The sequence below is a fragment of the Micromonospora sp. TSRI0369 genome (genome assembly GCF_001905625.1).
Classification (GTDB): Bacteria; Actinomycetota; Actinomycetes; order Mycobacteriales; family Micromonosporaceae; genus Micromonospora; species Micromonospora echinospora_A.
Map to the genome: position 1 here is coordinate 734,455 of NZ_LIVU01000005.1, position 26,543 is coordinate 760,997.

Sequence of the window (26,543 nt, forward strand, 5' to 3'; positions counted from 1 at the left end):
CAACCGCGGCGCGACGCCGGACCGGGTCATACCCGGCCGGACGACGCCGAATCGGCAGTGAGCCGCTGGCGCAGCACGTTCTTCTGGATCTTCCCGGTGGGAGTGGCCGGCAAAGCCTCGATCACCTCGAGCCGCTCCGGCCACTTCTGCCGGGTGACCCCCATCTCGTCGAGGAACGCGGAGATCTGCGCCAGGGTCAGCTCCGCGCCGCCCCGGGTGACCACGAACGCGCACGCCCGCTCGCCGAGCCGCTGGTCGGGCACGGCGACGACGGCCGCCGCCTGGACCAGCGGATGGGCGGCGAGCAGATTCTCGACCTCCAGCGCGCTGATCTTCACGCCACCGCGGTTGACGATGTCCTTCATGCGGTCGACGTACAGCACGTAGCCGTCCTCGTCGACTGTGCAGAGGTCGCCGCTGTAGTAGCGGCCGGACTCGTCGCGGGCCTCCGCCGTGGCTTCCGGACTGCCGTAGTAGCCGAGGAACACGTGCGGCCCGGCGGTGGAGTACTCGCCGACCTCACCCACCGGCACGGGTGTCGCGCGGTCGGACGGGTCCACGATCGTGACGTCGATGCCGTCGAACGGCCGGCCGTCGCGGCCGGTCACCTTCTCCCACGGGTCGTCCGGGAAGTTGAGCGTGTGCAGCGGCGCCTCGGACTGGCCGAAGACCCGCAGCAGCAGGCAGCCCATCTCGGAGCGGGCCCGCTCGACGAGCGCCGGCGCCACCCGCGCGCCGCCGGAGACGAAGTAGCGGAACGACGACAGGTCGTACGAGGAGAGGTTGTCCTGCTCGACCAGGTCACCGATGAACGGGGTGGCGCTCACCGTGAAGGTGGCCCTCTCCCGGCTGATCATCTCCAGCGCGCGCTGCGGATCCCACTGGTCCTGCAGCACGAGCTTGGCCCCGCACAGCAGCGAGTCGTAGACGCCGAACAGCAGGCCGGTGGCGTGCGCGATGGGACTCGGCATCCAGATCGGCGTCTCCGGGCCGAGGCCGAGCGCGCCGGCGATCATCGTGGGCGGCGACAGGTCGGTGTTGTGCGTGTGCACGACGCCCTTGGGCAGCCCGGTCGTGCCCGAGGTGAAGCTCACCTTGGACACCTGGTCCGGGTCGGGCCGCAGGTGCGCGAAGGCGCCGGGGGCCGGCGCGCGTTCGGCCAGGAACCGCTCGTACGGCACCATGCCCTCGCCCGCCTCGCCGAGCACGATGACGGTGCGCAGGTCGGGCGCCTGCGAGCGCAGCCGCTGCGCCATCGCGACGAAGTCGAACCGGCGGTGCGTGTCCGGCACGATGTACGCCCGGGCGCCGGTGGTACGCAGCATGTACGCGACGTCGTGCTCCCGGTAGATGGACATCATGGTGAGCGCGCGCAGGCCGGCCCGCTGGATCGCGAGGTAGATCTCCACGAACTCGATCCGGTTGGGCATCTGCACTGCGACGAACTCGCCCGGCCGCAGCCCGGCGTCCACGAAGGCCGCGGCGAGCCGGTCGACGCGGTCGGCGAGGGCGGCCCAGGTGATCCGGCCGTTCTCGTCGACCACCGCGGTCCGGTCCGGGCGCTGTCGCCGGTGCCGGTCGAGGAAGTCGACTATCAGCTGGTCCCGCCACTGCCCGGACGCCTTGAAGGCGGCGATGCGCTCGGGGGTGTACACGTCACTGGCCGAGGTGATGACACCCGGTACGGTCACAGACATCCGAAGAACCCTCCTGACACGTGGATCACCTCGCCGGTGACGTACCGGCCGTCGTCCCCGGCCAGGAACGCCACGGCCCTGGCCACGTCGACCGGATCACCGAAGTCACCGAGCGGGATCCGCTCGCGGTAGCGCGCCTGGACGTCCGCCGGGATCCGCTCCATCACCGAGGTGCGGATGACACCGGGCGCGACGGCGTTGACGGTGACCGCCGGGCCGAGTTCGAGCGCGCAACTGCGCGTGAATGCGACGACACCCGCCTTGGCCGCGGCGTAGTCGGCCTGGCCGGACGCCCCGTCCTTGGCCACCGAGGAGATGTTGACGATCCGGCCCGCGCCGCGTTCGCGCATGTGCCGGCCGAACAGCTGGGTGAGGTTGAACGTGCCGCGCAGGTTGAGCCGCACGGCCTCGTCGAACCGGTCCAGCGGGATGTCGAGGACGTGCTCGTACATCCGGCCGCGGTAACCGCCGACCACGTTGACGAGCACGTCGACCCGGCCGAAGGCGGCGAGCGCCGACGCGGCCAGCGCCTCGGCCTCGGCCCGGTCGGTGACGTCGCACCGGTACGGGTGCGCCACCCGGCCGTCCGCCGTCAACCGGTCCGCGGCCTCGGCGAGCCGGCGGCCGGAGATGTCGGCCAGCACCACCGCGTGCCCGCGGGCGCCCAGCTCCGCCGCGATGGCGCCGCCCATCGCCCCGGCCGCGCCGGTCACCACAGCGACCATCAGACCGGCCCTCCTTCGACGGCCTCACCGAGGTAGGCCGCCCGGATCCGGTCGTCGGCGAGCAGTTCCGCCGGCGGGCCGGACGCCTCGATCACGCCGGTGTTCAGCACGTAGGCGTGGTCGGTGACGCGCAGCGCCTGGTGCGCGTTCTGCTCGGCGATCAGCACGGCCGCGCCCTCCGAACGCGCGACGTCGGCGACGATGTCGAAGACGTGCCGCATGGTGCGCGGTGCCAGCCCGGCCGACGGTTCGTCGAGCATCAGCACTGTCGGCCGCGGCATCAGCGCCCGCGCGATGGCCAGCATCTGCTGCTCGCCGCCGGACAGGCTGCCCGCGGTCTGGCCGGCCCGCTCGCGCAGCCGTGGGAAGAACTCGAACAGCTCCTCCATCCGGGCCGGGACGTCACGCCGGCGCATGGTGAAGCCGCCGAGGCGCAGGTTGTCCCGCACCGACATGTCCGCGAACAGCTCGCGGCCCTGGGGTACGTAGGCCAGCCGCTCGGCGACGATGCGGTGCGGCGGAAAGCCGCTGACCCGCTTGCCGCCCAGCCGTACCTCGCCGCCGCGCAGCGGCAACAGGCCGGCGACGCCGCGGACAGTGGTGGTCTTGCCGGCGCCGTTGGGGCCGAGGACGGAGACGATCCGCCCCGCGTCCAGACGCAGCGACAACTCGTGGACGACGACGATCTTGCCGTAGCCGAGAGTCACGCGATCGAGTTCGAGCAGCGCTGTCATGCCTCCACCTCGCCCAGGTAGGCGGCCACCACCGCGGGGTCGCTCTGCGCCCGCTGCGGTGAGCCGTCGAAGATGACCCGGCCGTGGTCGAGCACCGTGACCGAGTCCGAGAGGCCCATGACGAACCGCATGTTGTGCTCGATCAGCAGCACCGTGACCCCGGCGGCCCGGATCCGGCGCACGTCGTCCATCAGCGCGGCCGCCTCGGCCGCGGTGAGGCCGGACGCCGGCTCGTCGAGCATGAGCAGCCGCGGCTCGGCGACCATCGCCCGGGCGATCTCCAGTCGTCGCTGCACGCCGAGCGGCAGGCTCTCGGCCGGGGTGTCCGCGTAGCGTTCCAGGCCCAGCGTCGCCAGCGCCGCCCGCGCGGCGTCGCGGGCCTGCCGCTCCTCCGCCCGGGCGGACGGCAGGCGCAGCCCGGTCCGCCACAGCCCGCAGGCGTCGCGGTGGTGCCGGCCGACGAGCACGTTCTCCAGCGCGGTCATCGAGCGGAACATCTCCACGTTCTGGAACGTGCGGGCCAGGCCGGCACCGACCACCTGGTGCGGGCGCAGCCGGAGCATGTCGCGGCCGGCGAAGGTGACCGACCCCTCGTGCACGGGATAGACCCGGGTCAGGACGTTGAACAGCGTCGTCTTGCCGGCGCCGTTCGGGCCGATCAGCCCCTTGATCTCGCCGTCGCGTACCCGCAGGTCGACGCCGTCGAGCGCGATCAGCCCGCCGAAGCGCACGGTGACCCCGTCGGCGGTCAGCATCGGCTCCCCCACCGCGCCGCCGGTCTCCGCGGGCCGCTCCGCCGGCGGCGCCGGCCGGTCCCGGGCCACGATCACCGCGGCGTCGGTGACGACGGCGTCGGAGGGCGGCGCGCCGGAGCGGCGACGCCGGACCCACGCGGCGGTCCGGCTCACCCCGGAGGCGAGTCCGCCCCGCAGGAAGATCAGGACAAGCAGGAGTACGACGTAGAACACGAGCAGCGAGTGCTCACGGAACGGCGTCAGGAACTCCGGCGCGAGGACGAGGAGCGCCGCGCCGAGCGGCGGTCCGACGAGCGTGCCGAGCCCACCGAAGAGCACCATGGTGAGCTGCTTGACCGACTCCCACAGGTTGAACGCGGCCGGGTCGAGGAAGCCGACGGTGATGGCGAACAGCGCGCCGGCCAGGCCCGCGTACCCGGCGCTCACCCCGAAGGCGAGCGTCTTGAACCGGGCCACGTCGACGCCGAACACGGACGCGGCGATCTCCTTGTCCCGGATCGCCCGCCACGCCCGCCCGACCCGGGACCGCACCACGTTGCGTACGAAGAGCAGGCTGAGCAGCGCGGCGACGAGGACGAGGTAGTACAGGTTGCGGTCGGCCAGCGGGAACACCCCGACCACGGCGGGCGGGACGGCGATGCCGCGTGGCCCGTTGGTGACCGATTCCCAGTTGAAGATGACGCTCTGCACGATGAGCTGGAACGCCAGCGTGGCCAGGGCCAGGTAGTGCCCCGCGATGCGCAGCGCCGGCAGGCCGACCACGTAGCCGAGCAGGGTGGCGAGCAGGACGCCGGCCAGCGCGGCGAGCGGGAACGGCAGCTCCCAGCGTCCCATGAGGACGGCTGTGGTGTAGGCGCCGACTCCCATGAACGCCGCGTGCGAGATGGAGATCTGCCCGGAGAAGCCCATCACGACGTTGAGGCCGACCACGGCGATGACGTAGACGAGGACCACTGTCGCCAGGTAGGTCCGGAACGGTGGTAGCAGCAGCGGAAGCGCCAGCAGGACGACTCCGACGAGGAGCCATGCCGCAGCCCGGGCGGCGCGCGGCAGGCGGCCGTCGCCAGCCGTCTGCGGCGGGGGGACGGTGGCCGCCGGGGCCTTCTGGGTGCTGCCTACGGTCTGGTTCCTCATCCGCTCAGACCCTCCGGACCACGCGGCGGCCGAGCAGGCCGGCCGGCCGCACCCACATGACGACGAGCAGCAGGCCGTAGACGACCACGTCGACGGCTGCCTGGTTGAGGTAGACCTGGGTGAAGGTCTCGATCGCCGCCACCGCGACGCCGCCCATCACCGCGCCTTCGAGGCTGTCCAGGCCGCCGAGCGCCGCCGCGACGAATCCCTTCACCAGCAGCAGGCCGATCTCGGGTGAGACGTCTGTCGACGGGGCGATCAGGACGGCGGCGACAGCGCTCACCGCACCGGCGAGTGCCCAGGTGACCATCAGGGCCCGGCTCAGGTTGATGCCGACGATCTGGGCGCCCACCCGGTTCTGCGCGACCGCCTCCAGCGCGCGCCCGTACGTGGTGTAGCGGAAGAACAGCAGCAGCGCGATCACCACGACGACTGTCGCCCCGAGCACCCACAGGTTCTGCGGTGTGATGCGTATGCCGAGGACCTCGACCGGATCGCGGGACAGCACCGGCGGGAACGGGAAGTGGTTGGACTGGTAGCGCAGGACGGCGAGCTCGCGCAGCAGCCCACCGACCGCGAGGCTCGCGACGACGAACGTCCACGGTGAGGCGGTCATGATCCGGCGGAACACCGCGCGGTCGATGACCAGCCCCATCAGCGCGCCACCCAGCGGCGCCAGAATCAGCACCAGGTAGAGGGGCAGGCCGGCGGTCAGCAGGGCGAGCGCGATGTACGCGCCGGCGAGCACCCAGTCGCCGGCCCCGAAGTTGACCAGGTCGGAGGACTTGAAGACCAGTACGAGACCCAGCGCCACGAGCGCATAGATCGCGCCGAGCGTGAGCGAGTTGACAAGCAGTTGGATGACTGTCACATCAGTACCTCGCTTGCGCCGCGGGCCCGGCCGGTGCGGCCGGGCCCGGGAGGGGTGGACTCAGGAGCCGGAGACCTTGCTGGCGATCTGGGCGAGGCCGGCGTCGTCCACCGGTACCGCCTTGCCGCCCTGGATCCGCATCCAGACCAGGTCGACGAAGCACTCGTGGCGTTCGTTGGCGCAGGTCACGTTGGGGCTGATCGGCGTCGGCCGGGCGTCCTTGACGGCGGCGAGCGCCTTGATGAACTTCTCCGCCGTGAGGTCCTTGCCGGCCTCCTCCAGCGCGCCCTTGAGCAGATAGGCCGCGGTGTAGGAGAAGTTGTCGGCGTGGTTGGGCCGTCCGGTCGGCGCCGACGGGTACTCGGCCTTGTACTTCTGCAGGAACTCGCCCTGCGCGCCGGTGGTGTCGGTGAGGAACTGCGGCTCGTACCAGTTGAACAGCCAGTCCTCGGCGGCCGCCTCGTTGCCCGTCCAGACGGTGGCGTTCGCCTGCCCCGCGTCGCCGACGAACTGGGCCTTCAGCCCCAGCTCGCGAGCCTGCCGCAGGATGATCTTCGCGGCCGGGAACAGGCCACAGTTGACGACGACCTGCGGGTTGGCGTTGCGGATCGCCACGAGCTGGCCGGTGAAGTCGTTGCCGGCGGCCGGGTAGGTCTCGTTGGCGACCACCTGCAGGCCGCTCTTGCCCTGCAGCTCGGTCGTGACCTGGGCGCACAGCGTGCGGCCCCACTCGCCGTCCTCGTGCAGGATCGCGACCCGGGTGGCCTTGAGGTTGTCCGCGATCATGTCGGCCATGCTGGGCGCGACCCACTTGGTGGAGACCGCCTCGCCGTGGAACATGTTCTCGACCTCGGGGGTCTTGCGGGCGGCCTCGCTGCCGGAGAAGCCGTTGTAGACCGGCAGTCCGCTCTGCCGCAGCTGGTCGGCGACGGCGAGGAAGGTCGTGCTGCCCGTGCCGGCGTAGACCATGAAGGGCTTGTCCTGCTGGATGATGCGCCGCGCGACCTGCTGGGCCTGCGCGACCTGGAACGCGTCGTCGTGGAACTCGAACCGGATCTTGCGGCCGTGCACACCGCCCGCGGCGTTGATCTCCTTGACCGCGAGGGCGAAGCCGTCGCGGTTGCCGAGGCCGACCCAGCTGGCCGGACCGGTGATGGGGCCGAACCCCTGGATGTAGATCTCCGTGTCGGTGACGCCCTGTGTGCTGACCTGCGTGCCGCCGCCCTCACTCGAGGTGGTTGTGCAACCCGCAAGCGCCAACGCCAACAGGGCGATCGCCGTAACCGACTTTCGCACCATGAGCTGCCTCCAAACTGTGGCCGCGACGGCGGACGACGCGGAAGGCGTCGGGTGAAGCCGTCGCTCGCCAGGCCGGCTCCGAAGGTCACCGGGCGGGAGAGCACCAGCTCATCGCCCTGTCGGCCGGACTCGTCGCCTCAACCGGGCTGCCTCAGGAGCATAGGAAAAACGGTATCCAGTGTCCAGTATTCAGTTTTCGTCGACCGTGCCGATCGCCCGAAGACGTGCCACGTCATCCGCCGTTCGGCCCAGCTCGGTCAGAATCTCGGCGGTGTGCTCGCCGATCCGCGGCGCCGGCCGGCCGCCCGAGAGCGGGGTACGGGACAGCCGCGGCGCCGGCGCCGGCTGCCATCGGCCCGCCGCCTCCTCGAACACTCCCCGGGCGACGTTGTGCGGATGGTGCGGCGCCTCGGCCAACCGCAGCACCGGGCTGACGCAGGCATCCCGCCCCGCGAACCGCTGCGCCCACTCGTCCCGGGTGGACGTCGCGAACCGCGCGGTCAGCGCCGACCGCAACGCCGGCCACCGGGTCCGGTCGTGCTGCGGCCAGTCGGCCGGGTCCAGGCCGACCCCGTGCAGCATCTCCGCGTAGAAGCGCGGCTCCAGCGCCCCGACCGCCACGTATCCGCCGTCAGCGGTCTGGTACGTGTCGTAGAACGGGCATCCGCCGTCGCTGAGGTTGGCCTCCCGCTCGTCAGTCCACTCGCCCATTGCGGCCAGGCCGTACACGAACGAGCCGAGCGACGCCGCTCCGTCCAGCACGGAGGCGTCGACCACCTGGCCCAGCCCGGTGCGGCGCCGGTCCAGCAGCGCGGCCAGGACGCCGATCGCCAGGAAGGCCCCGCCGCCACCGAAGTCACCGACATAGCCGGGCAGCGGTGGAGGCGGCGCGTCCGCCCGCCCCATCCCGTGCAGCAGGCCGGCGACGGCGAGGAAGTTGAGATCATGTCCGGCCGCGGTGGACAGTGGCCCGTCCTGCCCCCAGCCGGTCATCCGCGCGTAGACGAGGCGCGGATTGCGGGCCAGGCACACCTGCGGCCCGAAGCCGAGCCGCTCGGCCACGCCCGGCCGGAAACCCTCGACCAGGACGTCGGCGCCGTCGGTGAGGTCCAGCAGGATCCGCAGGCCGGCGTCGTGTTTGAGGTTCACCGCCACCGACCGCCGGCCCCGCCAGCAGCCGGCCATGAGCCGGCCGAGATCCGCCGGGTCCGACGGGGCCCGGTCGACCCGGACGACGTCGGCGCCGAGGTCGGCCAGGAGCATCACGCCGTACGGCGCCGGCCCCAGTCCGGCCAGCTCCACCACGCGGACACCCGTCAACGGTCCCGTCATCTCCCGTACCTCCTCAGCGTGCGGACATCCCGCCGTCCAGGTAGACGACCTGCCCGGTCATGTAGCGGCTGGCGTCGGACGCCAGGTGGACCACAGTCGGCCCGATCTCCGCCGGGTCGCCGAACCGGCGGGCCGGCACCCGCGCCAGCACGCGCCCGGCCACCCCCTCCTCGGCCAGCCGGTCCCTGTTGATGCCGGTCGGGAAGTAGCCGAGGGCGAGGCAGTTGACGCGGATGCCGTACCGGGCCCACTCCACCGCCCAACCACGGGTGAGCTGGAAGACGGCGGCCTTGCTGGCGCCGTAGTGCGACAGCCCGGACGTGCCCGAGCGGCCCATCACCGACCCGATGTTGACCACGGCGCCGCCGCCCCGGTCGCGCATGTGCGCGGCGACCGCCCGGGCCGGCAGGAACGTGCCGATCACGTTGGTCTCCAGGACCCGGCGGAACTCCGCCACGTCGAGGTCCAGCGCCCTGTGCTCCGACGCGATGCCGGCGTTGTTGACCAGCACGTCGATGCGCCCGTACCGGTCGATCGCCGACCGGATGAGGGCATCCACCTGCTCCTCGTCGGTCACGTCGCAGACCACCGGCAGGGCCGACGGGCCCACCGACGCGACGAGCGCGCACGTCTCGTCGAGCGCCGCGCGGTCGCGGCCCGCGGCCACCACGGCGGCGCCGGCGCCGGCCAGCGCCAGGGCCGCCTGCCGGCCGAGCCCGCGGCTGGCGCCGGTGACGATTGCCACCCGGCCCGACAGCGGCGTCATGTCGACCGCTTCGCGAGCTGCCGGGCCAGCACCAGCCGGTTGACGTCGTTGGTGCCGTCGTAGATCTGCGTGATCTTCGCGTCGCGCATGCACCGCTCGGCCTCGAACTCGCGCATGTAGCCGTAGCCGCCCATCAGCTGTACGGCGTCACCGGCGACCCGCATCGCGACGTCGGAGCAGTAGACCTTCGCCGCGGCGGCCTCGACCGCCCGGTTCCCGTCCGGCGCCGCGTCGACGAACCGGGCGAGCCGCTGCACGAGCAGCCGGGCGGTGACCACGGCGATGTACATGTCTGCCAGCCGCAACTGCACGGCCTGGAACTCCTGCACCGGCCGGCCGAACTGACGCCGCTGCCGGGTGAACGCGTCGGCGATGTCGTACGCGCGCTGCGCGATGCCCACCGCCTGGGCCGCGGTGCTGATCCGCGCGTCGGACAGCACGTGCACGGCCGTGTGGAAGCCGATCCCCTCGGCACCGAGCCGGGCCGTGACCGGCACGCGCACCTCGTCGAACGCCAGCTCGACCGTGTTGGACGCGCGGATGCCCATCTTCGCCAGCGGCCGGCCCGGCCGTACCCCCGGCGAGCGCGCCTCGACGACGAAGACGCTGATCCCGTCGCGTCCCGGCGACGTGCGGGCGAACAGCGTGATCAGGTCGGCGACGCCGCCGCTGGTGATGAACATCTTCCGGCCGGAGACGACGTACCCGTCGCCGTCGCGGACCGCCCGCGTCGCCAGGGCCGGCACGTCGGTGCCGGCCTCCGGCTCGGTGATGGCGATCGCGCCGAGCGCCCGCCCGGCGGCGAGGCCGGGCAGCCACCGGCGCTTCTGCTCGTCGTCGCCGACGGCCAGGATCGGCAGCATCGCGTGGGTCTGCGTGATGAACGCGGTGGTGGTGGCCGCGCAGGCCCGCGCCAGCTCCTCCGTGGCCAGGGCGTACTGGCGCATGCCGGCGCCCTGGCCGCCGTACCGCTCCGGGATCAGCAGCCCGAACAGCCCGGCCTCGCCGAGCAGCCGCATCGACGAGGCCGGGTACTCCTCCGCCTCGTCGATCCGCCGGGCCTCCCCGGCGATCCGCTCCCCCGCCAGCCGCCGGACCAGGTCGCGCAGCGCCCGGTCCTCGGCCGACAACTCGATGTCGTCCATCGTGGACATGGCCGCTACGACGTCATGGTCAGGCCGCCGCTGACGCTCACCGTCTGGCCGGTGATGTACGAGGCGGCGTCCGAGGCCAGGAAGACCAGCGCGTTGGCCTGCTCGACGGGCTCGCCCATGCGCTTGAGCGGCACCGCCCGCACCATCTTCTCGATCACCCGCTGGTCGGTCTGGGCCCGGATGAGCGGGGTGTCGGTGGGCCCGGGCGAGATCGCGTTGATCCGCAGCTGGTGCCGGGCGACCTCGCGGGCCAGCGACTTGACGAAGCCGATCACGCCGGCCTTGGCCGCCGCGTACACGGTCTCCCCCATGGTGCCGACCTTCCCGGCGTCGGAGCTGGTCAGCACGATCGACCCGGAGCGCCGCTCGATCATGTGGTCGAGCACCGCCCGGCACAGGAAGATCGACCCCATCAGGTTGATGTCGATGATCCGGCGCCAGTACGCCTCGTCCTCGTCCACCAGGAACGTCGTGTCCGACCATCCGACCGTGCTGACCAGGATGTCGATCCGCCCGTACTCGGCCAGCACGTCGCGTACCAGGTCCTCGGTCTGGTCCCGGCGGGTGATGTCGACAGCGAACGCGGAGGACTTGGCGCCCGCCTCGACCAGCCGGCCCGCCGTGTCCTGCGCCCCCGCCAGATTGATGTCGGCGACCGCCACCGTGGCGCCGTTGGCGTGGAACACCTCGGCGGTCGATGCCCCGATGCCACTGCCGGCGCCGACCACGAGCGCCACCTTGCCGTCACACCGCACCTGCGTCTCCCCTCATTTGCGGAACTTGCCGAACTGCGGCGGGCGCTTCTCCAGGAAGGCGCGGGTGCCTTCGTGGAACTCCTCGGTGCCGTGGATGAACGAGATCATCTGGTTGCCGTGCAGCACCGACGGCCACAGCTGGTCGGACTCGTAGTTGAGCGAGATCTTCGCCACCCGCAGCGCCTGCGGGCTGAGCGTCAGCATCCGGTCGCACCACGCGCGTACCGTGGTGTCGAGTTCCTCCACCGGCACGACCTTGTTGATGAGGCCCATCTCGAGCGCCTCGCGCGCGGTGTACTGCTCGCAGAGGAAGATGATCTCGCGGGCCTTCTTCTCGCCCACCATCCGCGGCAGCAGTTGCGTGCCCCACCACACCGGCACCGAGCCCATCTTCGGCCCGGACTGCCCGAAGCGGGAGTCCTCGGAGGCGACCGTGAGGTCACACAGCATCTGCAGCTCGTTGCCGCCGCCGACGGCGAAGCCGCGCACCCGCGCGATGATCGGCTTGCCGCAGCCGCGCATGACCAGCGACAGGATCGTCGTACGCCGTGCCATCTGGACGGCGCCCGCCTCGTCGGACGCCTCCTCCCAGTGGATGTCCCCGCCGGCGCAGAACGCCTTGTCCCCGGCGCCGGTCAGCACGATCACGCCCACCTCGCGGTCGGCCTCCGCGGCCCGGAACGCGTCGATGAGCTCGTCGAGCGTCTCCGCCCGGAAGGCGTTACGCCGCTCCGGCCGGTTGATGGTGATGGTCGCGACGTTGTCGACGACCTCGTACAGGATGTCGCTGTAGCTGCTCATGCCTCTCCCTGGTTGCTGGGGAATCTCGGGGCCACGCGTCGGTAGAAGGCGTCCAGGCCGGCCCGCGCGTCGGCGGAGGCCATGTGGGCCAGCGCGATCGGGCGTTCGGCGGCGAGGGCCGCGCCCACGTCGAGTCCGGCGCCGGCGGCCAGCGCGCGTTTGATCGCCGCGCTGGCGAGCGGGCTGCGGGTGGCCAGGAGTGCGGCCATCTCGCTCGCCCGGGCGACGACCCGGTCGGCCGGCACCGCCTCGTTGGCCAGGCCCGCGGCCACGGCGTCGGCCGCCGGGATCTCCTCGCCGGACAGCAGCAGCCACCGGGCCCGCCGGTCACCGATCAGCCGGGGCAGGCGCTGGGCGCTGCCCCCGCCGGGGAAGAGCCCGTAGCGGGCGTGCTGGTCGCCGAGCCGGGCGTCGTCGGCGACGACCGCGACGTCGCACACCTGGAACAGCTCGAAGCCGCCGGCGAAGGCGATCCCGTGCACCGCCGCGACGGTGGGCCGGCTGCACGCCGCGACCGCGTCGAACGTGTCGTGCCAGTCCTGCATGAAGGCGGCGAACGCCGCCGGGTCGCCGACGATGTCGCCGAGGGCGTGCATGTCGGCGCCGGCGCTGAACACCCGGCCGTTGCCGCGCACGACGACCGCCCGCACTCCCGGGTCGGCCTCGATCGTGGCGATGTGCTCGCGCAGCAGCCGCAACGTGGCCGGGTCGATCGCGTTCAGCCGGTCCGGACGGTTGAGCACCAGGTGGGCGACTCCGTCCGCACGTTCCAGCAGCACTTCCTCGGGCATCCGTTCCTCCTTCGCGGGTCTAGGGGTCGATCCGCCGCAACTCGCGCCGGAAGCGGGCCGCGTTCTCGACGTAGGCCCGCACCGCGTGTGCCTGCCAGTCCTCCTGGCCGGCGGGCAGGTCGCGCAGGCGGGCCGGTACGCCGACCGCGAGCCGCCCGGGCGGCACCTCCGCGCCCTCCCGCACGAGCGCGCCGGCGGCCACCACGCTGCCGGCGCCGATCCGTACCCGGTTGAGCACGATCGAGCCCGAGCCGATCAGGCACCGGTCGGCGACCGCGCAGCCCTCCAGGTGCGCCAGGTGCCCGACGACGCAGTCGGCGCCGATCTCCGTGGGAAGGTCCGCCACGCTGTGCAGGACCGTTCCGTCCTGCACGGAGGTCCGGGCGCCGACCCGGATCACGCCGTAGTCGCCGCGCAGCACCGCGCCCGGCCACACGCTGGACTCCGGTCCCAGCTCCACCGAGCCGATCACGACGGCGTCCGGGTGCACGTACGCCGACGGGTCGACCCGCGGCGTCCGGTCACCGAGCGCGTACAGAGGCATCGCCGTCCGCCTTTCCGGAGAGCCGGCCGAGGAACGTCCGGGCCGGGTCGTACCGCCGCAACGCGGACAGCTCAGTGGACGTCGGTTCCGGCTCTCGGGCGACGCCGCGGGCGATCTCGAGGTCCCAGCCGCAGCCGGCGCGCAACCGCTCGACCGCGTCGGCGTCGGACTCGCCGGACCGCGCGACGAACGCCGTGGCCACGAACCGTCCGTCCACCCGCTCCAGCACCCCGGCGCTGGAGACGACGGTACGGACACCGTGCCCGGGCGACGTCACGTACGGCACCCGCCGGACCAGGCGGTGGCTGCCGTGCGCCACTGTCACCAGCACCTCCTCGGCCGAGGTCGCGATGTCGTTGGCCCCGCCGGAGCCCACGATGTAGCTGCCGTCCTCGGCGTACGTCGAGTTGGTGTTGCCGTCGGCGTCGACCTGCCCGGCGCCGATCACGCCCAGGGACCGGGTGGCCGGCCCGCCGACGAACGCGCCGAGCACTGTGGCGACGTCGGTGAGCAGGGCGCACGTGGGCAGGTTGCGGTGCGCGAAGATGAACGGCTCGCCGGGGCGGGGGCGGTAGCCGAACATGCCGATCTCGGCCATCAGCTCCACGTCGGCGCCGACGGCCTGCAGGCCGGTCACCGCCAGCCACGAGGCCAGGTTGGCCTGGCCGACACCGGCCAGGACCGCGTCGAAGTCCTGCTTGCGCACCCGCCCGGCGATCCGGCGGGCGGCCGTGACGACCATCGCCTCCGCGTCGGTCCACCGGTCCGGCGGGTCGGCCGCGACGGTCAGCGTCGAGCGCCAGCCGTCCTCCTCGGCCTGGGCCCGCAGCGCGGCGATCCGTTCCGGCCCGAGCTTGGCCAGGTAGGCGTCGTGGTCGGCGGTGCCGAGCAGCCATTCGTCGATCCACCGGCGGAACTCGGCCGGGTCGTTGGACGCCCGCACCACCTCGGCCATGAACTCCTCGTCCGGCACGTAGCCGGCGATCCCGTCGAGGCCGGGGTTGAACAGCCCGTACGGGTGTGAGCCCAGGGGCACCTCGCAGACCGCGAGGACTGCGTGCGCCGGTACGCGCACGAGAGCGCCGTGCTCGCGGATCGTCTCGGTGTCGACGATGCGCTCGACGGAGGCGATCGCGCCACGCCGCGCCGCGAGCGCGCCCCACGCCCCCTCGCCGTACGGCGCGGAGAGCACCACGTTGCCGGCCCGGTCGGCCGCCACGCCGTGCAGCAGCACCACGTCCGGCCGGAGGGCGGCGACGACACCGGACGGCGGTCCGCCGAACGGGTCGGCGACCTCGGCGAATCCGTGGCCGTGCAGCGCGGCGCCCAGGTCGCTGCCGGCGAGCGACCGGACGGGCAGGTGCGGCACGCCCAGCGCGGCGGCCATGAGGCGGGCCGTCAGCGACCACAGCGACCAGCTCTCCACCTCGATCCGGCCCTCGCGCACCGCCCGCTGGAACGCCCGGTTCGGGCGGGGAGCGGGGAGGTTCTCGCCGGCGAACGAGGCCACCAGACGGTCGACCAGGCCGAGTTCCACGAGCGCGTGCTGGCTGCTGACCAGCCCGGCGGTGACCAGCGTCAACCCGGCGGGCCGGCCGGCGAAACGGCGGACCAGCTGGTGCAGCGCCGCGTTGGGCCGGGCATCGGCGTACGCGACGTGCACGACGTCGCCCGGCCGCACGTGCCTCTCCACCGCGGCCGCGAGCGTGCTGACCTTGTCCGGCGATTGCCCGATCGGACCCGCGCCGGTCGCCGCCGTCACGCCGCCGCCCGCGCGGGACCGGCGTCGGTGACCACGGCGACGCAGGCCAGCGATCCCGGACCGCCGAGCGCGTGGGCGAGCCCTGTGCGGGCGCCGGGCACCTGCCGAACGCCCGCGCGGCCCCACACCTGGTCGCACACGTCCACGACCATCCGTACGCCGGTAGCGCCGATCGGGTGCCCGCAGGCCTTGAGGCCGCCGCTGGTGTTGACCGGCAGCGCGCCGCCCGGACCGGTGGCGCCGCTCAGCACCAGGTCACGCCCCTCCCCCTTGCCGCAGAGGCCCAGGTCCTCGTAGTTGACCACTTCGGTGATCGTGAAGCAGTCGTGAAGTTCGACGACGTCGATCTCGTCGAACGGCCGGTTGACGCCCGCCTGCCGGTACGCGCTCGCGGCGGCCGAGCGGGTGGACTCGAACCCCAGGAGGTCCGAGCGGGAACTGGTGTTGGCGGTGAAGTACCCGAGGTCGTTGGACATCGCGATGCCGCTGATCGCGGCGGCCCGCCGTCCACGGGCGTCCGACTCGCGCACCAGGACCAGCGCCGCGGCGCCGTCGGTAGTCGGGCAGGCGTCGAGCAGACCGATCGGGCCCGACAGCGGCGGCGCCGCCTCGACCTGTTCCGCCGAGACCGCCCGGCGGAAGTGGGCCCGGGGATTGAGCTCGCCGTACGCGTGGTTCTTCATCGCGACCGCGGTCATCGCCGGTCGCGGATCCCCGTAGACGGCCCGGTACCGTTCGGCGACGAGCCCGAAGATGCCCGGCGCCGTCCGCCCCTTGCTGAGCACCGGATGGCCGCGGTTGACGTGCTGCATGACGAGGCTGCCGCGGGGGCCCACGTCGCGCATCTTCTCGGCGCCGACGACCAGCGCGACGTCGCAGGCGTGTGCGCGCAGCGCGGCCACGGCCTGCCGGATCGCGTCCAGGCCGGACGCGCAGTACGCGGCGACCCGGGTGACCGGCCGTCCGTGCATGCCGATCGGCTCGGCGAGCGACGTGCCGGCGTTGCCCTCGTCGGAGTAGGTGTAGGCGAACGCGGTGCCGAGCCACGCGGCGTCGACGTCGGCGAGCGTGATGCCGGCGTCGGCGGTGACCGCCCGCACCACGTCGCGGACGAGGTCGGCGTAGCCGCGGTCGAAGAACTCGCCGAACTTGGTGCTCGCCGCGCCGATGGCGACGATGTCTTCACCCATCGAGATCGACCTTCCAGAAGTAGTGCGGCAGGCCGGATGCGGTGTGCAGCCGGCGGAGCACGAGCCGGACCCGGTCGCCGACGGCGAGCCGGCGTGGCACGTCGCGAACCGCCTGCCCGAAGAAGCGGCCGCCGCCGTCGAGGTCCACAACGACCATCTGCACCGGGTCGGACGCGTCGAAGAGGTGGTCGACCGAGTGGGTCGCCACGACGCCCGTGCGCCGCAACGGCTGGTCGGCGACCTCGAACGATCCGCACAGCTCGCAGACGCCGGCCCGCGGGAACCCGATGCCGCCGCAGTCGGAGCACCGGTATCCGACGGGTCCGAGCAGGGCCGGCATCTCCCGCCAGAGCTCGGCCGGCGACGTCCACGGTCCGGGCGCCTCGGTGGCGCGTCCGTGCCAGGCGGCGAGGCCGTACGCCTTCGTGTCGCGCGCCGTGGTCGCCGCGCTCGCGGCCGGCTTCGCGGTGTCCTCCGCGGAGTCGGTGCCCGCGGTGAGGACCGCGCCGCCACCGCCCCAGCCGAGGTCGAGGATGGCCACCGCGCCGTCGGGCCCGGCGGAGCGCAGCCGGTCGAGCGCGGTGAGCAGCGCGTGCGCGGCCGAAGCGCCGGGACCGCTCGCCCCGCCGCCGGCCTGCCACACGGCCGGTACCTCCCACCGCCTGGCCCATCGCGCGCCGCGCAGCCGGGTGCCGCACGTGACGACGACACCGGCGAGGTCGGCAGCGGTCCGGCCGGAGGATTTGAGCAGCTCGGCGAGGAGCGCGTCGCCCTCCACGGCGACGAGCGCCTCCTCGACGAACCGCGCGTCCTGCTGGTCCGGCGCCGGGCCGGTGCGCCACCTGTCGAAGGTCAGCGTGTGGCGGGTCGCGACTGCGGCCACCCGGGCCACCCGCGGCGGGCCGAAGCGGACGGCGGCCGCGGCGGAGGCCGTCGCCGGCACGCCGGCCCCGGCCGGGCGGCGGTGGTCGACCAGCAGGCCCAGGCCGGGCTGCGCCAGCCGGGTGGCGAGCGCCAGCAGGTCCGGCACCCCGGCGTCGGGGGCGAGCGGAACCACTGCCGCCGGCTCGCCGAGCACGCCGGTCGCCCGGGCGTGCGCGACGAGCGCACGCGTCTCGATGTCACTGTCGGGCACGCGAAGCAGTACCGGGCCCTCCGCCTCGGCGCGGGGCAGACCGGTCAGCGCCGCCCACATGAGAGTGAACGCGTCCTCGTCCGGGCCGGGCACCGAGACGTCCGGCGAGCTCGCTGTCTCGCGCGTCAGGTAGTCGTCGAGCCGGTATGCCGGCACGTATCCGGAGACATCGGCAATCCCCACCTCATGCACGCTCGGCCCCTGTCCGTCGTGATCGGTTGTCCGCAGACTGTATACCGAATCCCGGATACGAGCAACGACGATTGGCGCTAAGGTGTGCTCCCATGACCGATGTTGTGGGTGTGGGCCTGGTGGGCCTCAGCGCGAAGGGCGGCTGGGCCGCACGGGCCCACCTGCCGGCGCTCGCCGCGCTCCCGGGCTACGAGCTGCGGGCGCTCGCCGCCAGCGACGCCACCGCGGCGGCCGAGGCCGGGCGACGGTACGGCGTCCCGCGCGCGTACGCCACAGTCGAGGACCTTGTGGCTGACCAGAGCGTCGACCTGGTCGTCGTCGCCGTGCGGGTCGACCGGCACCGGGCCTGCCTGCTCCCGGCGCTCGCGGCCGGCAAACCCGTGCTCTGCGAATGGCCGCTGGGCACCGGCCTCGCCGAGGCCGAGGAACTCGCCGCCGCCGCGCGCGGGACGCGTACCGCCGTCGGCCTCCAGGCCCGGTCGGCGGCGCCGATCCGGTACCTGCGCGACCTGGTCGCCGACGGCTACGTCGGCCGGGTGCTGTCGACCACGATGACCGGCGCCGGCGGGCTGTGGGGACCGACCTACGGCTCCTACGCGGCCTACACCCTCGACCCCGCGTACGGAGCGACGCTGCTGTCAGTGCCGTTCGGACACGCGGTCGACGCGCTGTGCGCCGTCCTCGGTGAGCTGCGCCCGGTACGTGCGCTGACCGCCAACCGGCTGCCCCGGGTACGCCACGCCCGCACCGGCGAGGTCGCGGTGAAGCACACCGACGACCAGGTCGTGGCGGTCGGGCTCGTCGACGGCGACGCCGTGGCGACCGTCCACTACCGGGGCGGGCCGGCTCGCGGCGACGGACTTCGCTGGGAGATCACCGGCACCGCGGGCGAACTGCTCGTGACCTGCCCCGGGCATCTGCAGCACGGCCCCGTCCGCATCCGCGGCGGGCGGGACGACGACCGCCAGCTCACCGACCTGCCCGTCCCGGCCCGCTACGACCACTCGTCCGGCCTGGCCGCGCCGGCCGGCCCGATCGCCGAGGCGTACGCCCTGCTGGCGGCCGGCGACGGCGCCGTACCGGACTTCGAGCACGCGGTGCGCCGGCACCGCATGCTCGCCGGGATCGCCGCATCCGGCCGAGCCGGGTAGGCGTGTCGGACCATTCGCGCCCATTGGGCATGGCAAATTCGTGAATCCTCCCCGGCACCGGATACCGTGCACACGTTCACCACGTGAGAGAGGCGGACAGGTGGGCATCGACAGCAGCGCCAGCGCCCGAGCGGTGATCCAGCGAGATCCGTTGGGCACCCAGATCGCGGCCGCCCTCCGGCAGGACATCTTCTTCGGCCGGCTGCTGCCCGGCACACGACTGTCGCAACAGGAGCTCTGCGAGCACTTCGGCACGAGCCGGATGCCCGTGCGTGACGCCCTGCGCGAGCTGGTCTACGACGGCCTGCTCGAACTCGACGGCGGCCGACACACCGTCGTCGCGCCGCTGAACAAAGCCGACCTGCGCGACTCGTTCCTCATCGAGGGCATGCTCAACGGGCTCGCCGCGCGGCGGGCAATCGAATTCGCCACCGATGCGGACTACGCGGTCCTCGAAGACCTGCACCGGCGCATGGAGAGCTACCACGAGAACTCCGAACGCACCAACCTCGCCGACCTCAACTGGCAGTTCCACCGGCACATCAACAAGCTCTCCGGCTCCCGCAAGCTGATGGCCGCGATCAGGGTGGTCTCGCTGAACGTGCCGCGCGACTACCTGCTGGAAGTGCCGCAGTGGAGGAAGCGTTCCAACGCCGACCACGAGGGAATTCTCGCGGCGATGCGGGCAGGCGACGGGGAACGGGTCGAGCACATGATGACCGATCATCTGGTCAGTTCGGCCGAAGGACTCATCGAATACCTCACGTCCAAAGGGGTGCGTCTCACGTAGTGCTTGGCGAGCCTCCGGCTCGCTCTGCCTGTGCGAGTGCCTCCTCGGTTTGCCACACGACAGCGGCATCGGGTGTCGGCGTCTGGGCCGGACGACGGCCCGGAAGCGGAACGGCGATGTCCTTGGCACACCACGGACGATCGCTGATCTGCCCGTACGGCCGCCCACGGCGGCCCGTTCGAGGGTCGATCACGATGTATGCGGGTGCCACGCTGGTGGTCATGCCGAGCGAGCAACGGGAACAGTGGGTCCGGATGGCACGCGCCGCGCTGATCATCGCCGCGATGCGACGGTCGCTGCTGACCTACGGCGAGCTGGGCCAAGCCATCGGCATGGCCGGCGTCGATCTCCGCAACCAGATGCGCCACGTTCTGGCCCAGGTGGCCGAAGAGTGCATCGCCGCCGGAGAGCCTTCCCTGCCTGCGCTGGTCGTCAATGCCACCACTGGTCAGCCAGGCGCCGGCTGGATCGACGGCGCGGTCCGCTGGCACGCGGAGGTGCAGAAGCTGTTCCGGCACTGGAACTCACCGCGCTGAGCCGGTCCCCCTACTGTTAGCGCGCCGAGCCTCCGCCCTCACGTGAACACACCCTCAGTTCCACGTAACGTTCCGGTTCACTGACCGTGGCTCGCCCGCGTTCGCCACTCGTCCAGGCGCGTACCGGCGATGCGGGCGCCGTCGGCGGGAACCAGCGAGCGTTCAGCCACCGCGGCACCGAAATACCGGGCGCCGGAGTCACCCACCACCGAACGAGGATCGCGCTGCGCCTCGAGGACGGATCGTCCCAGTTCGTCGAGGCGGAACTGCTCCGGGCCACCGACCTCGACCACGGCGTACGTCGGCGCGCCGACCACGACCTCCGCCACCGCGGCGGCGACGTCGTCCGCTGCCATCGGCTGGATGAGCACCGGCGCGAGGTGCACGGTGTCGCCGTCCGTGGCGGCGTCGATGATCCCTTGTACGAACTCGAAGAACTGGGTGGCGTGCACCAGCGAATACGGAAGGCCGGACGCCGTGATGAGCTTCTCCTGGGCGACCTTCGCCCGCATGTATCCGCTGTCCGAAAGCCGTTCGGAGCCCACGACGGACAGCGCCACGTAGTGACCCACCCCGGCGTCCGCGGCGGCGGCGAGGAGGTTCCGCGTGGACGTCTCGAAGAACTCCAACGCGGCGCTACCCTCCAGCGACGGCGAGTTCGACACGTCGACGACGGCGCCGGCACCGGCCAGCGCCTCCACCACTCCTTCGCCGGTCAGCGTGTTCACGCCGGTCTTCGGCGACGCCGCCACCGCCTCGTGACCCTGGGCATCGAGGATCTTCACAAGCTTGGAGCCGATGAGCCCACTGCCACCGATGACGACGACCTTCATGATCGAGCCCCCCCCTGGTCGGCACTGGCTGATTGGCGCTGCCACCAGTAGGGCGGAAACCCTGCGCGGATGCAGGAAATTCGCCGAAAACAGCTCGACGGAGATCGTCCCGGCTCCCCTGGACATCGACGTCGCCGGGTGACCCCAGCCGTTGCGCGCCCGGGGCGACCCGATGCTCGGTGGCCCGCTGCGCGTCAGCGACTGTCCTCGGCGCCCCGCCCTGTCCGGCCGGTCCGCACGACGGCAGCCCTTCATCTCCGGCAAGACCATCCAGGACATCCGATCGGCTGATCGGCCCGCCTTCCCCGGAATAGTTGAATGGACCGGGCGAGTTTCCGGAAGTTCTGGCAGGGGGGCAGATGCGGCACGTGATGTCCGACTACGAGACCAAAGCCTGGTCCAGTCTGCTCGACACCGAGCGAAAGCGCCGGAACAGTGCGAAAGGACGCGCGACAGACAAGGTCTCAGCAGTCGTCAAGCGGGCCGGCGAACACATCAAGAAGGTGCCCGGCGCGGAACTGGCCCTGGAGATCGGTGACGAGACCATCATCAAGGCGGTCGAAGGCTTGTTCAAATCCGCCTTCCTACCCGCAATGCAGTCGCCGTCGCTGGACAAGAGGGTCGCGGAATTGCGCGGCAAGCACCTGCACCTGGACATTGCGTCGCCGTTCACCTCACTCGACCTCAAGGAACTCGACAAAGGCCGCCCCACGTTCGCCATCCCGTTCATCGGCATGGCCGGGTCTGCTGCCGCCTCTCTCACGATCACCGGGCTCAGGGTCGGCGAGAACGTCAGCGACGGCCCGTCCGCGGAGGTGGTCCTCGGGGCGGTGGTGGCAGATGTGGGAGCCACACTTGTTCTCCTCGGCCGCGCTGTGGGAGAGGTCGCCGTCCACTACGGGTATGACCCACGCGAGCCCGAAGAGGAGTTGTTCCTCATGGGCGTCCTGAACTACAGCATGGCATCGACGGCCACGAGCAAGACGGCTGCCCTCGCGAGTCTGTCCCGCCTCACCCAGAACATGATGCGCCGGGCAACCTGGAACGAGTTGCGCAGGGATTCCCTCGTACAGGTGCTCATGCGAGTTTTCAGCGCGCTCGGACTGAAGCTCACCAAAGCACAGTTGGCCAGACTCGTGCCGATCGCCGGCGCCCTGCTCACCGCAGGGCTCAGCTTCAACCTGCTCCATTCGACTATCGGCGACGCGACGCGCCTCTACCGTGCCCGTTACCTGGCCGAGAAGCACGGGCTTTCGCTGGACGAATGGATCGCCGCCCCGGAACGGAAGGCCGGTGCCACAGATGACGCTACGGTGATCGAGGTCGATGGCGCGATCCGTGCCATCACGGCCTCCTGACCAGTGCTGACGGACATGCTGCCATCGGCGAAGGCCCGGCCAGAACGGAACCAGCACCCGACGCGGAACGCCCGCTCGGGTGGCTGGCGTCGCCGAGCGCCCCTCTCGGTGGCCGCCTGCGACGTTGTCACGGTTTGTTGGACGGATGGCTGGGACCTATGAAGACTTCGCCGAACGATCAGGAAGCAGGCGCCAGAGTGGCCCCGATTGAGGTTGCCGGTCGGCCGGTGAACGACCCGCTCGGCGTCTTCGTCGACTACTGCAAGCAGCATGCCCGCACGATCCGCGCCTACGACTGGGCGGCCGGCACACACCCCGTGCTGACGCCGGAGCTCATCAAGGTGACTCGCGCACCGTACATGGGAAGCAGAATCAGTCGGGAGCAGGAGCGTCACCTACTCCGGTTGAGCGAGACCGCGCCCTGGGACGACGTCCCGCCCGACGCCAATCTCCACGACGCCGACCCGATGCTCGATGGCGGCCACTACGACCGTGCGCTCCGTTTGTACCAGCACTTCTTCCAGGATCGTCCGCGAGGGCTCGGGCACGCGAAGGTAAGCAAGTCGCTGCACTTGGTGCGGCCTCGCCTGTTCCTCATTCTCGACAGCGCGTTGCTGCGGCGGTACCGGCGCGCCGCCGAAGTCGCGGCGCGTGAACTGCAGCACGCAGGCAGCCGGCACGCGCCAGCGCGGCGGGCCTACTGGGCGGCGTACCGCACGGATCTGCTGCGGGCCGCCGAGGGCCTGGAGTTGTTGCGGCGCGCCGCTCGCGACCACGACGATCCGCTGGTCGCTGAGGCAGCGGCTCGCTTGTCGGACGTACGCCTGCTGGACATCTTCGCCTGGATGCCTGACCGAGATGCCGGTGTGGGACCGATACGGTCGGCGGTATGACCTCTGTGGATTCCGCCAAGGGATTGCCCACGCTCGGCAAGCTCGAGCTACTCGACGTGCGGCAAGTCTGGAAGCACGAGGCGCATACCTTTACGCCGTGGTTGCTGGCGAACGCGGACGTGCTCGGCGAACTGCTCGGCATGGATTTGGTGCTGTCGTCAGCGGAGCACCCGGTGGGCGGTTTCTCGCTGGACCTCATCGGCGTCGATGAGACGACGAACGAGAGGGTGATCATAGAGAACCAGCTGACGAAGACGGACCACGGCCACCTGGGTCAGTTGCTGACCTACGCCGGTGGAACGGACCCGGTCAACGTGGTGTGGATCGCGACCGAGTTTCGCGAGGAGCATCGGGCCGCGTTGGACTGGCTCAACAGCCGTACGGACGAGAATACGCGGTTCTTCGGTATCGAGATCAGCGCGGTACGCATCGGCGAGTCGGTACCGGCGCCCCTCATGCGACTGGTCGTGCAGCCGAACGACTGGGGAAAGAAGGTCAAGGCGATCGCCAAGGGCGATACCGCGGCAAGCGACCGAGCGATGGCCTACCAGGAGTTCTGGACGAGGTTCCTGGAGGCGGTCCATGACCGCAAGCTCGGGTGGACGACGTCGACCAAGGGCTCGCCGCAGAACTGGCAGTCCCTGCCGGCCGGCATGACCGGCATGTTGTACACGTGCACGTTCAGCCGGTCGGGCCTGTCGAGCGAGATTTTCTTTCAGGACCCCGATCCCGCGGTCAACGACGCGCGTTTCGCCGCCGCCCGCGCCAAGCTGAAGCCGACATTCGGAGACGACCTATCGTACGAACCGTTGCAGGGCAGGAAGGGTTGCCGCATCGCTCAGTACCGAAAAGGAGACATCGGAAGCAATGAGGACTGGACCGAGTACGTGACCTGGTTCATCGAGGCTCAAACACGGCTTCGCACGGCGATAGCTGACGTCGGCGGTTTAGCCTCGCTCATCAGTCCATAGCTATGCCCAGCGGCCAGCGCAAGGCAGCGCACCCTTTCTGCAAGACCAAGGCAGGCGATCCGGTAGATCCCGAATGGCTTTCGACCTGCATCGGGACAGCCGGATTCGAACCGACTATCCCTTGCCCTCCAGGCACAACTATACGGGCCCTTCTGTCCAGTCCATCGACGTCCGGTCTGGTGCGCCTCGATTGTCACCCACCGAGTTGCTACCGTCCACGCATGCAACTGGGCAGCCGTTTGCGGGTGGGCGGGTTGGCAGTCGGGCTCGGGCTGTTATCAGGTTGGGCTTCGGCTCGTGCGGGCGGCTCGATCGAAAGGGCTCCGACGGCTGTACTCATCGTGGCGGCCGGCCTCGGCAGCGCAGGACTGGCAGTCGGCTTGTTGGCGGGGATCCGCAAGCAGGCAACCTCGTGGGCGGTACTTGTACTACTCGCCAACTTCTACACCGGCACCTGGCTGAGCTCGCCCCACCACAGCATGGCCGGGGACGCGATCATGCTCGTCCTCGCTGCCGTTCCTAGTGGCGTCGGTACCGTCGTCGGCTTCGCAGCCGGCCAGTACCTCGCGACCCCACGGCCGTCGACCCCTCCCCTATAAGTTCTGGGGACTTCGTTCAGCGGTGCCCGTCCGCGTCGCCGGCTTTGGGCGATCGTCCGAACACCTCGGCTGCGGTGCCCACGTCCGGACTCGTTGCTGTCGACCACTGCGGCGACACAGCCGCTACAGTGCGCTTCCATGGCCGAACGCGTGTACGTCGACGACGTGGGAATCTGGGTCGTGCGCCCCAACGGGACTAGCGGATTTCCCTGGGTGGAAGTGACCAGCGTCGCCGTGTACGCCTCCGTGCTACCTCCTGACGACCAACGCATCGAATGGATGGACGCCACGCATGTCTCGGGCGAGTTCATGGAGATCAACAATACGACCGAGGGGTTCCACGAGGCCGTGACCGCTGTCATCTTCCGGTCGGGTCACGACCCCCTGGACCTGTCCCGCTTGCAGCCGTCGGACCCCCCGGTCGAGATCTATGAGGTCCATGGGCGTCATCGGTGACGGACCGCAACTGGCACCCCGGTGATGACCGGATGGTCCCGTGCGGTCACGCCGGGGCGTAGCGGCGCACTCCATCGACGTCGGCAGCCTTCAGCCGCCCCTGCGCCACGAGCAGGTCGAGGTGGGCGGCCGTCTCGGTGACGGCGAGCATCTGGTTGAACAGGTCCAGATCGGCGAATCGACGCTCACGCCTGGTCCAGGTCAGTTGACCCGCCGCCTCGTAAGCCGTCGTCGCGTCACGCACGACCTCGCACGCCTGGTCGAGTCGCTTCGCATGATGGTGCAGGAGTTCGTCGACGCGCGCGTGGACACTCGGGCCGACCGGGCCGTGCGCCGGAAGCATCCGTTGGTCGGGCAGAGACCGGACCAACCGCAACGAATCCAGGTAGTCCCCGAGTGGCAGCGCCGCGGCCGCCGCCTCGAAGCCGATGGACGGCGTGATGTGCGGAAGGACGTGGTCGCCGGTGAACATCAGCTCCGCGTCGCGATCGAGGAAGACGACGTGCCCACGGGTGTGTCCAGGGGTCGCCACCACCCGCAGGGTCCTGGTCGGCAGGACGACGTCGGTCCCCCCGGCCAACCAGTCGTCCGGCGCCGCCCAGTCCGTCGGATCATGCCGCGCCGACTCGGCCCGCGCGCGCAGCGCTCCGACGATCTCGCCCGCACCGCATCGCATCAGCCCCTGCCAGTGTTCGGACATCGGCCGATGACCGGGAGTCGACAGCTCGCGGATAGAGGGTTCCTCGCCCTCGCCGAGGCTCACCGTGGTGCCGAACTCGCGCCGTACGGCCACCGCCATCGCGTAGTGGTCGCGGTGCACGTGCGTCACGAGGAACCGACGGACATCCGCGAGGCCCGCGCCCAGAGCGGCCAGGGCCGCATCTAATGTCTGTCGGGCCGCCGTGATGGCCCAGCCCGAGTCGACCAGCACGAGGCCGTCGTCACCCGCCAGGGCGTACACGTTCACCGATCGCAGACCGTCCTGCGGTAACGGCAGCGGAATGCGATACACCCCGGCGGCCACCTCGAACACGCCCGGACGCGTCCAGTCCGCCGTCACGTCATCGGGCTCGACCCGCATCGCTGCTGTCCCCACCATCCGCCGTCCTCCATCCACAGCATGACCGACACGACTGTGTCACTTGCGTTTGCGGATCTCCTCGGCGGCCTCCGGACCGGCCTCCAACAGGCCGCCGAGCGCCGCCCGCCGGGCCAGCCCACGGGCGCCGGCCTTCGCCGCCTCCTTCGCGGCCCGTTCGCCCGCCTCCTTGAGCCCCTGCTTGACCGCCTTGCGCGCGAGCTGGGCCACCAGGCGCTTG

At 71.4% G+C, this 26,543-nt stretch carries 27 protein-coding genes; 8 read left to right on the top strand and 19 right to left on the bottom strand.

The window, feature by feature from the left end:
• Nucleotides 1-26 precede the first annotated feature (26 nt).
• The 16 genes from AMK25_RS20620 to AMK25_RS20695 all read right to left on the bottom strand — a co-directional run bounded on the left by AMK25_RS20620 (nucleotide 27) and on the right by AMK25_RS20695 (nucleotide 17,628).
• The gene (locus AMK25_RS20620) at nucleotides 27-1,697 is read right to left on the bottom strand and encodes an AMP-binding protein (RefSeq protein ID WP_073829949.1); all 1,671 of its coding nucleotides are present in this window, start codon (nucleotides 1,695-1,697) and stop codon (nucleotides 27-29) included.
• Nucleotides 1,688-2,422, bottom strand: a complete 735-nt coding sequence (locus AMK25_RS20625) for an SDR family NAD(P)-dependent oxidoreductase (RefSeq protein WP_073829950.1) — start codon at nucleotides 2,420-2,422, stop codon at nucleotides 1,688-1,690. The genes AMK25_RS20620 and AMK25_RS20625 overlap by 10 nt, the downstream gene beginning before the upstream one ends.
• Entirely contained in the window at nucleotides 2,422-3,156 is a 735-nt protein-coding gene (locus AMK25_RS20630) for an ABC transporter ATP-binding protein (protein WP_073829951.1), read from the bottom strand. Before AMK25_RS20630 ends, AMK25_RS20625 begins: the two co-directional genes overlap by 1 nt.
• A complete protein-coding gene (locus AMK25_RS20635) occupies nucleotides 3,153-5,045 on the bottom strand; it encodes a branched-chain amino acid ABC transporter ATP-binding protein/permease (RefSeq protein ID WP_083664775.1) in 1,893 nt (630 codons plus the stop codon). The genes AMK25_RS20630 and AMK25_RS20635 overlap by 4 nt, the downstream gene beginning before the upstream one ends.
• 4 nt (nucleotides 5,046-5,049) lie before the next feature.
• Entirely contained in the window at nucleotides 5,050-5,916 is an 867-nt protein-coding gene (locus AMK25_RS20640; RefSeq protein ID WP_083664776.1) for a branched-chain amino acid ABC transporter permease, read from the bottom strand.
• Between the two features lie 60 nt (nucleotides 5,917-5,976).
• On the bottom strand, nucleotides 5,977-7,215 hold the full coding sequence (locus tag AMK25_RS20645) for an ABC transporter substrate-binding protein (protein ID WP_073829952.1): 1,239 nt from the start codon (nucleotides 7,213-7,215) through the stop codon (nucleotides 5,977-5,979).
• A gap of 189 nt (nucleotides 7,216-7,404) precedes the next feature.
• Nucleotides 7,405-8,547 carry a CaiB/BaiF CoA transferase family protein gene (locus tag AMK25_RS20650; protein ID WP_073829953.1) on the bottom strand — a complete coding sequence of 381 codons (1,143 nt, stop codon included), beginning with the start codon at nucleotides 8,545-8,547 and terminating at the stop codon, nucleotides 7,405-7,407.
• Between the two features lie 13 nt (nucleotides 8,548-8,560).
• Nucleotides 8,561-9,313 carry an SDR family NAD(P)-dependent oxidoreductase gene (locus AMK25_RS20655; RefSeq protein WP_073829954.1) on the bottom strand — a complete coding sequence of 251 codons (753 nt, stop codon included), beginning with the start codon at nucleotides 9,311-9,313 and terminating at the stop codon, nucleotides 8,561-8,563.
• Nucleotides 9,310-10,467 (bottom strand): acyl-CoA dehydrogenase family protein, encoded by a 1,158-nt coding sequence (locus AMK25_RS20660; RefSeq protein ID WP_143194762.1) that lies wholly within the window; start codon nucleotides 10,465-10,467, stop codon nucleotides 9,310-9,312. The genes AMK25_RS20655 and AMK25_RS20660 overlap by 4 nt, the downstream gene beginning before the upstream one ends.
• A gap of 5 nt (nucleotides 10,468-10,472) precedes the next feature.
• Nucleotides 10,473-11,222, bottom strand: a complete 750-nt coding sequence (locus tag AMK25_RS20665) for an SDR family NAD(P)-dependent oxidoreductase (RefSeq protein WP_073829955.1) — start codon at nucleotides 11,220-11,222, stop codon at nucleotides 10,473-10,475.
• 12 nt (nucleotides 11,223-11,234) lie between these two features.
• Nucleotides 11,235-12,023: an enoyl-CoA hydratase-related protein gene (locus AMK25_RS20670; RefSeq protein ID WP_073829956.1), complete on the bottom strand. Its 789-nt coding sequence runs from the start codon at nucleotides 12,021-12,023 to the stop codon at nucleotides 11,235-11,237.
• Nucleotides 12,020-12,814: an enoyl-CoA hydratase/isomerase family protein gene (locus AMK25_RS20675; RefSeq protein ID WP_073829957.1), complete on the bottom strand. Its 795-nt coding sequence runs from the start codon at nucleotides 12,812-12,814 to the stop codon at nucleotides 12,020-12,022. Before AMK25_RS20675 ends, AMK25_RS20670 begins: the two co-directional genes overlap by 4 nt.
• Before the next feature lie 19 nt (nucleotides 12,815-12,833).
• Nucleotides 12,834-13,358, bottom strand: a complete 525-nt coding sequence (locus tag AMK25_RS20680; RefSeq protein ID WP_073829958.1) for a gamma carbonic anhydrase family protein — start codon at nucleotides 13,356-13,358, stop codon at nucleotides 12,834-12,836.
• Entirely contained in the window at nucleotides 13,336-15,120 is a 1,785-nt protein-coding gene (locus tag AMK25_RS20685) for a CoA-transferase (protein WP_073829959.1), read from the bottom strand. The genes AMK25_RS20680 and AMK25_RS20685 overlap by 23 nt, the downstream gene beginning before the upstream one ends.
• Complete coding sequence (locus AMK25_RS20690) at nucleotides 15,117-16,310, bottom strand: thiolase family protein (protein WP_073829960.1); 1,194 nt, start codon at nucleotides 16,308-16,310, stop codon at nucleotides 15,117-15,119. Before AMK25_RS20690 ends, AMK25_RS20685 begins: the two co-directional genes overlap by 4 nt.
• Nucleotides 16,303-17,628 (bottom strand): Zn-ribbon domain-containing OB-fold protein, encoded by a 1,326-nt coding sequence (locus AMK25_RS20695; RefSeq protein WP_143194763.1) that lies wholly within the window; start codon nucleotides 17,626-17,628, stop codon nucleotides 16,303-16,305. Before AMK25_RS20695 ends, AMK25_RS20690 begins: the two co-directional genes overlap by 8 nt.
• Nucleotides 17,629-17,729: 101 nt before the next feature.
• On the opposite strand from AMK25_RS20695, the gene AMK25_RS20700 reads away from it, so the two are divergent.
• The 3 genes from AMK25_RS20700 to AMK25_RS20710 all read left to right on the top strand — a co-directional run bounded on the left by AMK25_RS20700 (nucleotide 17,730) and on the right by AMK25_RS20710 (nucleotide 20,114).
• Complete coding sequence (locus tag AMK25_RS20700; protein ID WP_073829962.1) at nucleotides 17,730-18,788, top strand: Gfo/Idh/MocA family protein; 1,059 nt, start codon at nucleotides 17,730-17,732, stop codon at nucleotides 18,786-18,788.
• Between the two features lie 100 nt (nucleotides 18,789-18,888).
• A complete protein-coding gene (locus AMK25_RS20705) occupies nucleotides 18,889-19,578 on the top strand; it encodes a GntR family transcriptional regulator (RefSeq protein ID WP_073829963.1) in 690 nt (229 codons plus the stop codon).
• A 221-nt stretch (nucleotides 19,579-19,799) separates the two neighbouring features.
• Nucleotides 19,800-20,114, top strand: coding sequence for a hypothetical protein (locus AMK25_RS20710; protein WP_143194764.1), 315 nt, complete (start codon nucleotides 19,800-19,802; stop codon nucleotides 20,112-20,114).
• 77 nt (nucleotides 20,115-20,191) lie between these two features.
• Here the strand turns inward: AMK25_RS20710 and AMK25_RS20715 are convergent, their stop codons facing one another.
• On the bottom strand, nucleotides 20,192-21,217 hold the full coding sequence (locus AMK25_RS20715) for an SDR family oxidoreductase (protein WP_241826425.1): 1,026 nt from the start codon (nucleotides 21,215-21,217) through the stop codon (nucleotides 20,192-20,194).
• A gap of 101 nt (nucleotides 21,218-21,318) precedes the next feature.
• Between AMK25_RS20715 and AMK25_RS20720 the strand changes: the two genes are divergently transcribed.
• The 5 genes from AMK25_RS20720 to AMK25_RS20740 all read left to right on the top strand — a co-directional run bounded on the left by AMK25_RS20720 (nucleotide 21,319) and on the right by AMK25_RS20740 (nucleotide 25,224).
• A complete protein-coding gene (locus tag AMK25_RS20720) occupies nucleotides 21,319-22,305 on the top strand; it encodes an EcsC family protein (protein ID WP_158070674.1) in 987 nt (328 codons plus the stop codon).
• Between the two features lie 227 nt (nucleotides 22,306-22,532).
• The gene (locus tag AMK25_RS20725; RefSeq protein ID WP_073829967.1) at nucleotides 22,533-23,198 is read left to right on the top strand and encodes a DUF6308 family protein; all 666 of its coding nucleotides are present in this window, start codon (nucleotides 22,533-22,535) and stop codon (nucleotides 23,196-23,198) included.
• On the top strand, nucleotides 23,195-24,169 hold the full coding sequence (locus AMK25_RS20730; protein ID WP_073829968.1) for a DUF4268 domain-containing protein: 975 nt from the start codon (nucleotides 23,195-23,197) through the stop codon (nucleotides 24,167-24,169). The genes AMK25_RS20725 and AMK25_RS20730 overlap by 4 nt, the downstream gene beginning before the upstream one ends.
• Nucleotides 24,170-24,390: 221 nt before the next feature.
• Nucleotides 24,391-24,768, top strand: coding sequence for a hypothetical protein (locus AMK25_RS20735; RefSeq protein WP_143194766.1), 378 nt, complete (start codon nucleotides 24,391-24,393; stop codon nucleotides 24,766-24,768).
• A gap of 138 nt (nucleotides 24,769-24,906) precedes the next feature.
• Nucleotides 24,907-25,224, top strand: a complete 318-nt coding sequence (locus tag AMK25_RS20740; protein ID WP_073829970.1) for a hypothetical protein — start codon at nucleotides 24,907-24,909, stop codon at nucleotides 25,222-25,224.
• A 46-nt stretch (nucleotides 25,225-25,270) separates the two neighbouring features.
• Here AMK25_RS20740 and AMK25_RS20745 read toward each other — a convergent pair whose 3' ends face one another.
• Both AMK25_RS20745 and AMK25_RS32230 read right to left on the bottom strand, forming a co-directional pair.
• Nucleotides 25,271-26,305 carry an MBL fold metallo-hydrolase gene (locus AMK25_RS20745; RefSeq protein WP_073830077.1) on the bottom strand — a complete coding sequence of 345 codons (1,035 nt, stop codon included), beginning with the start codon at nucleotides 26,303-26,305 and terminating at the stop codon, nucleotides 25,271-25,273.
• A gap of 57 nt (nucleotides 26,306-26,362) precedes the next feature.
• A partial coding sequence (locus tag AMK25_RS32230; RefSeq protein ID WP_158070675.1) for a hypothetical protein occupies nucleotides 26,363-26,543 on the bottom strand: 181 nt, incomplete at its 5' end.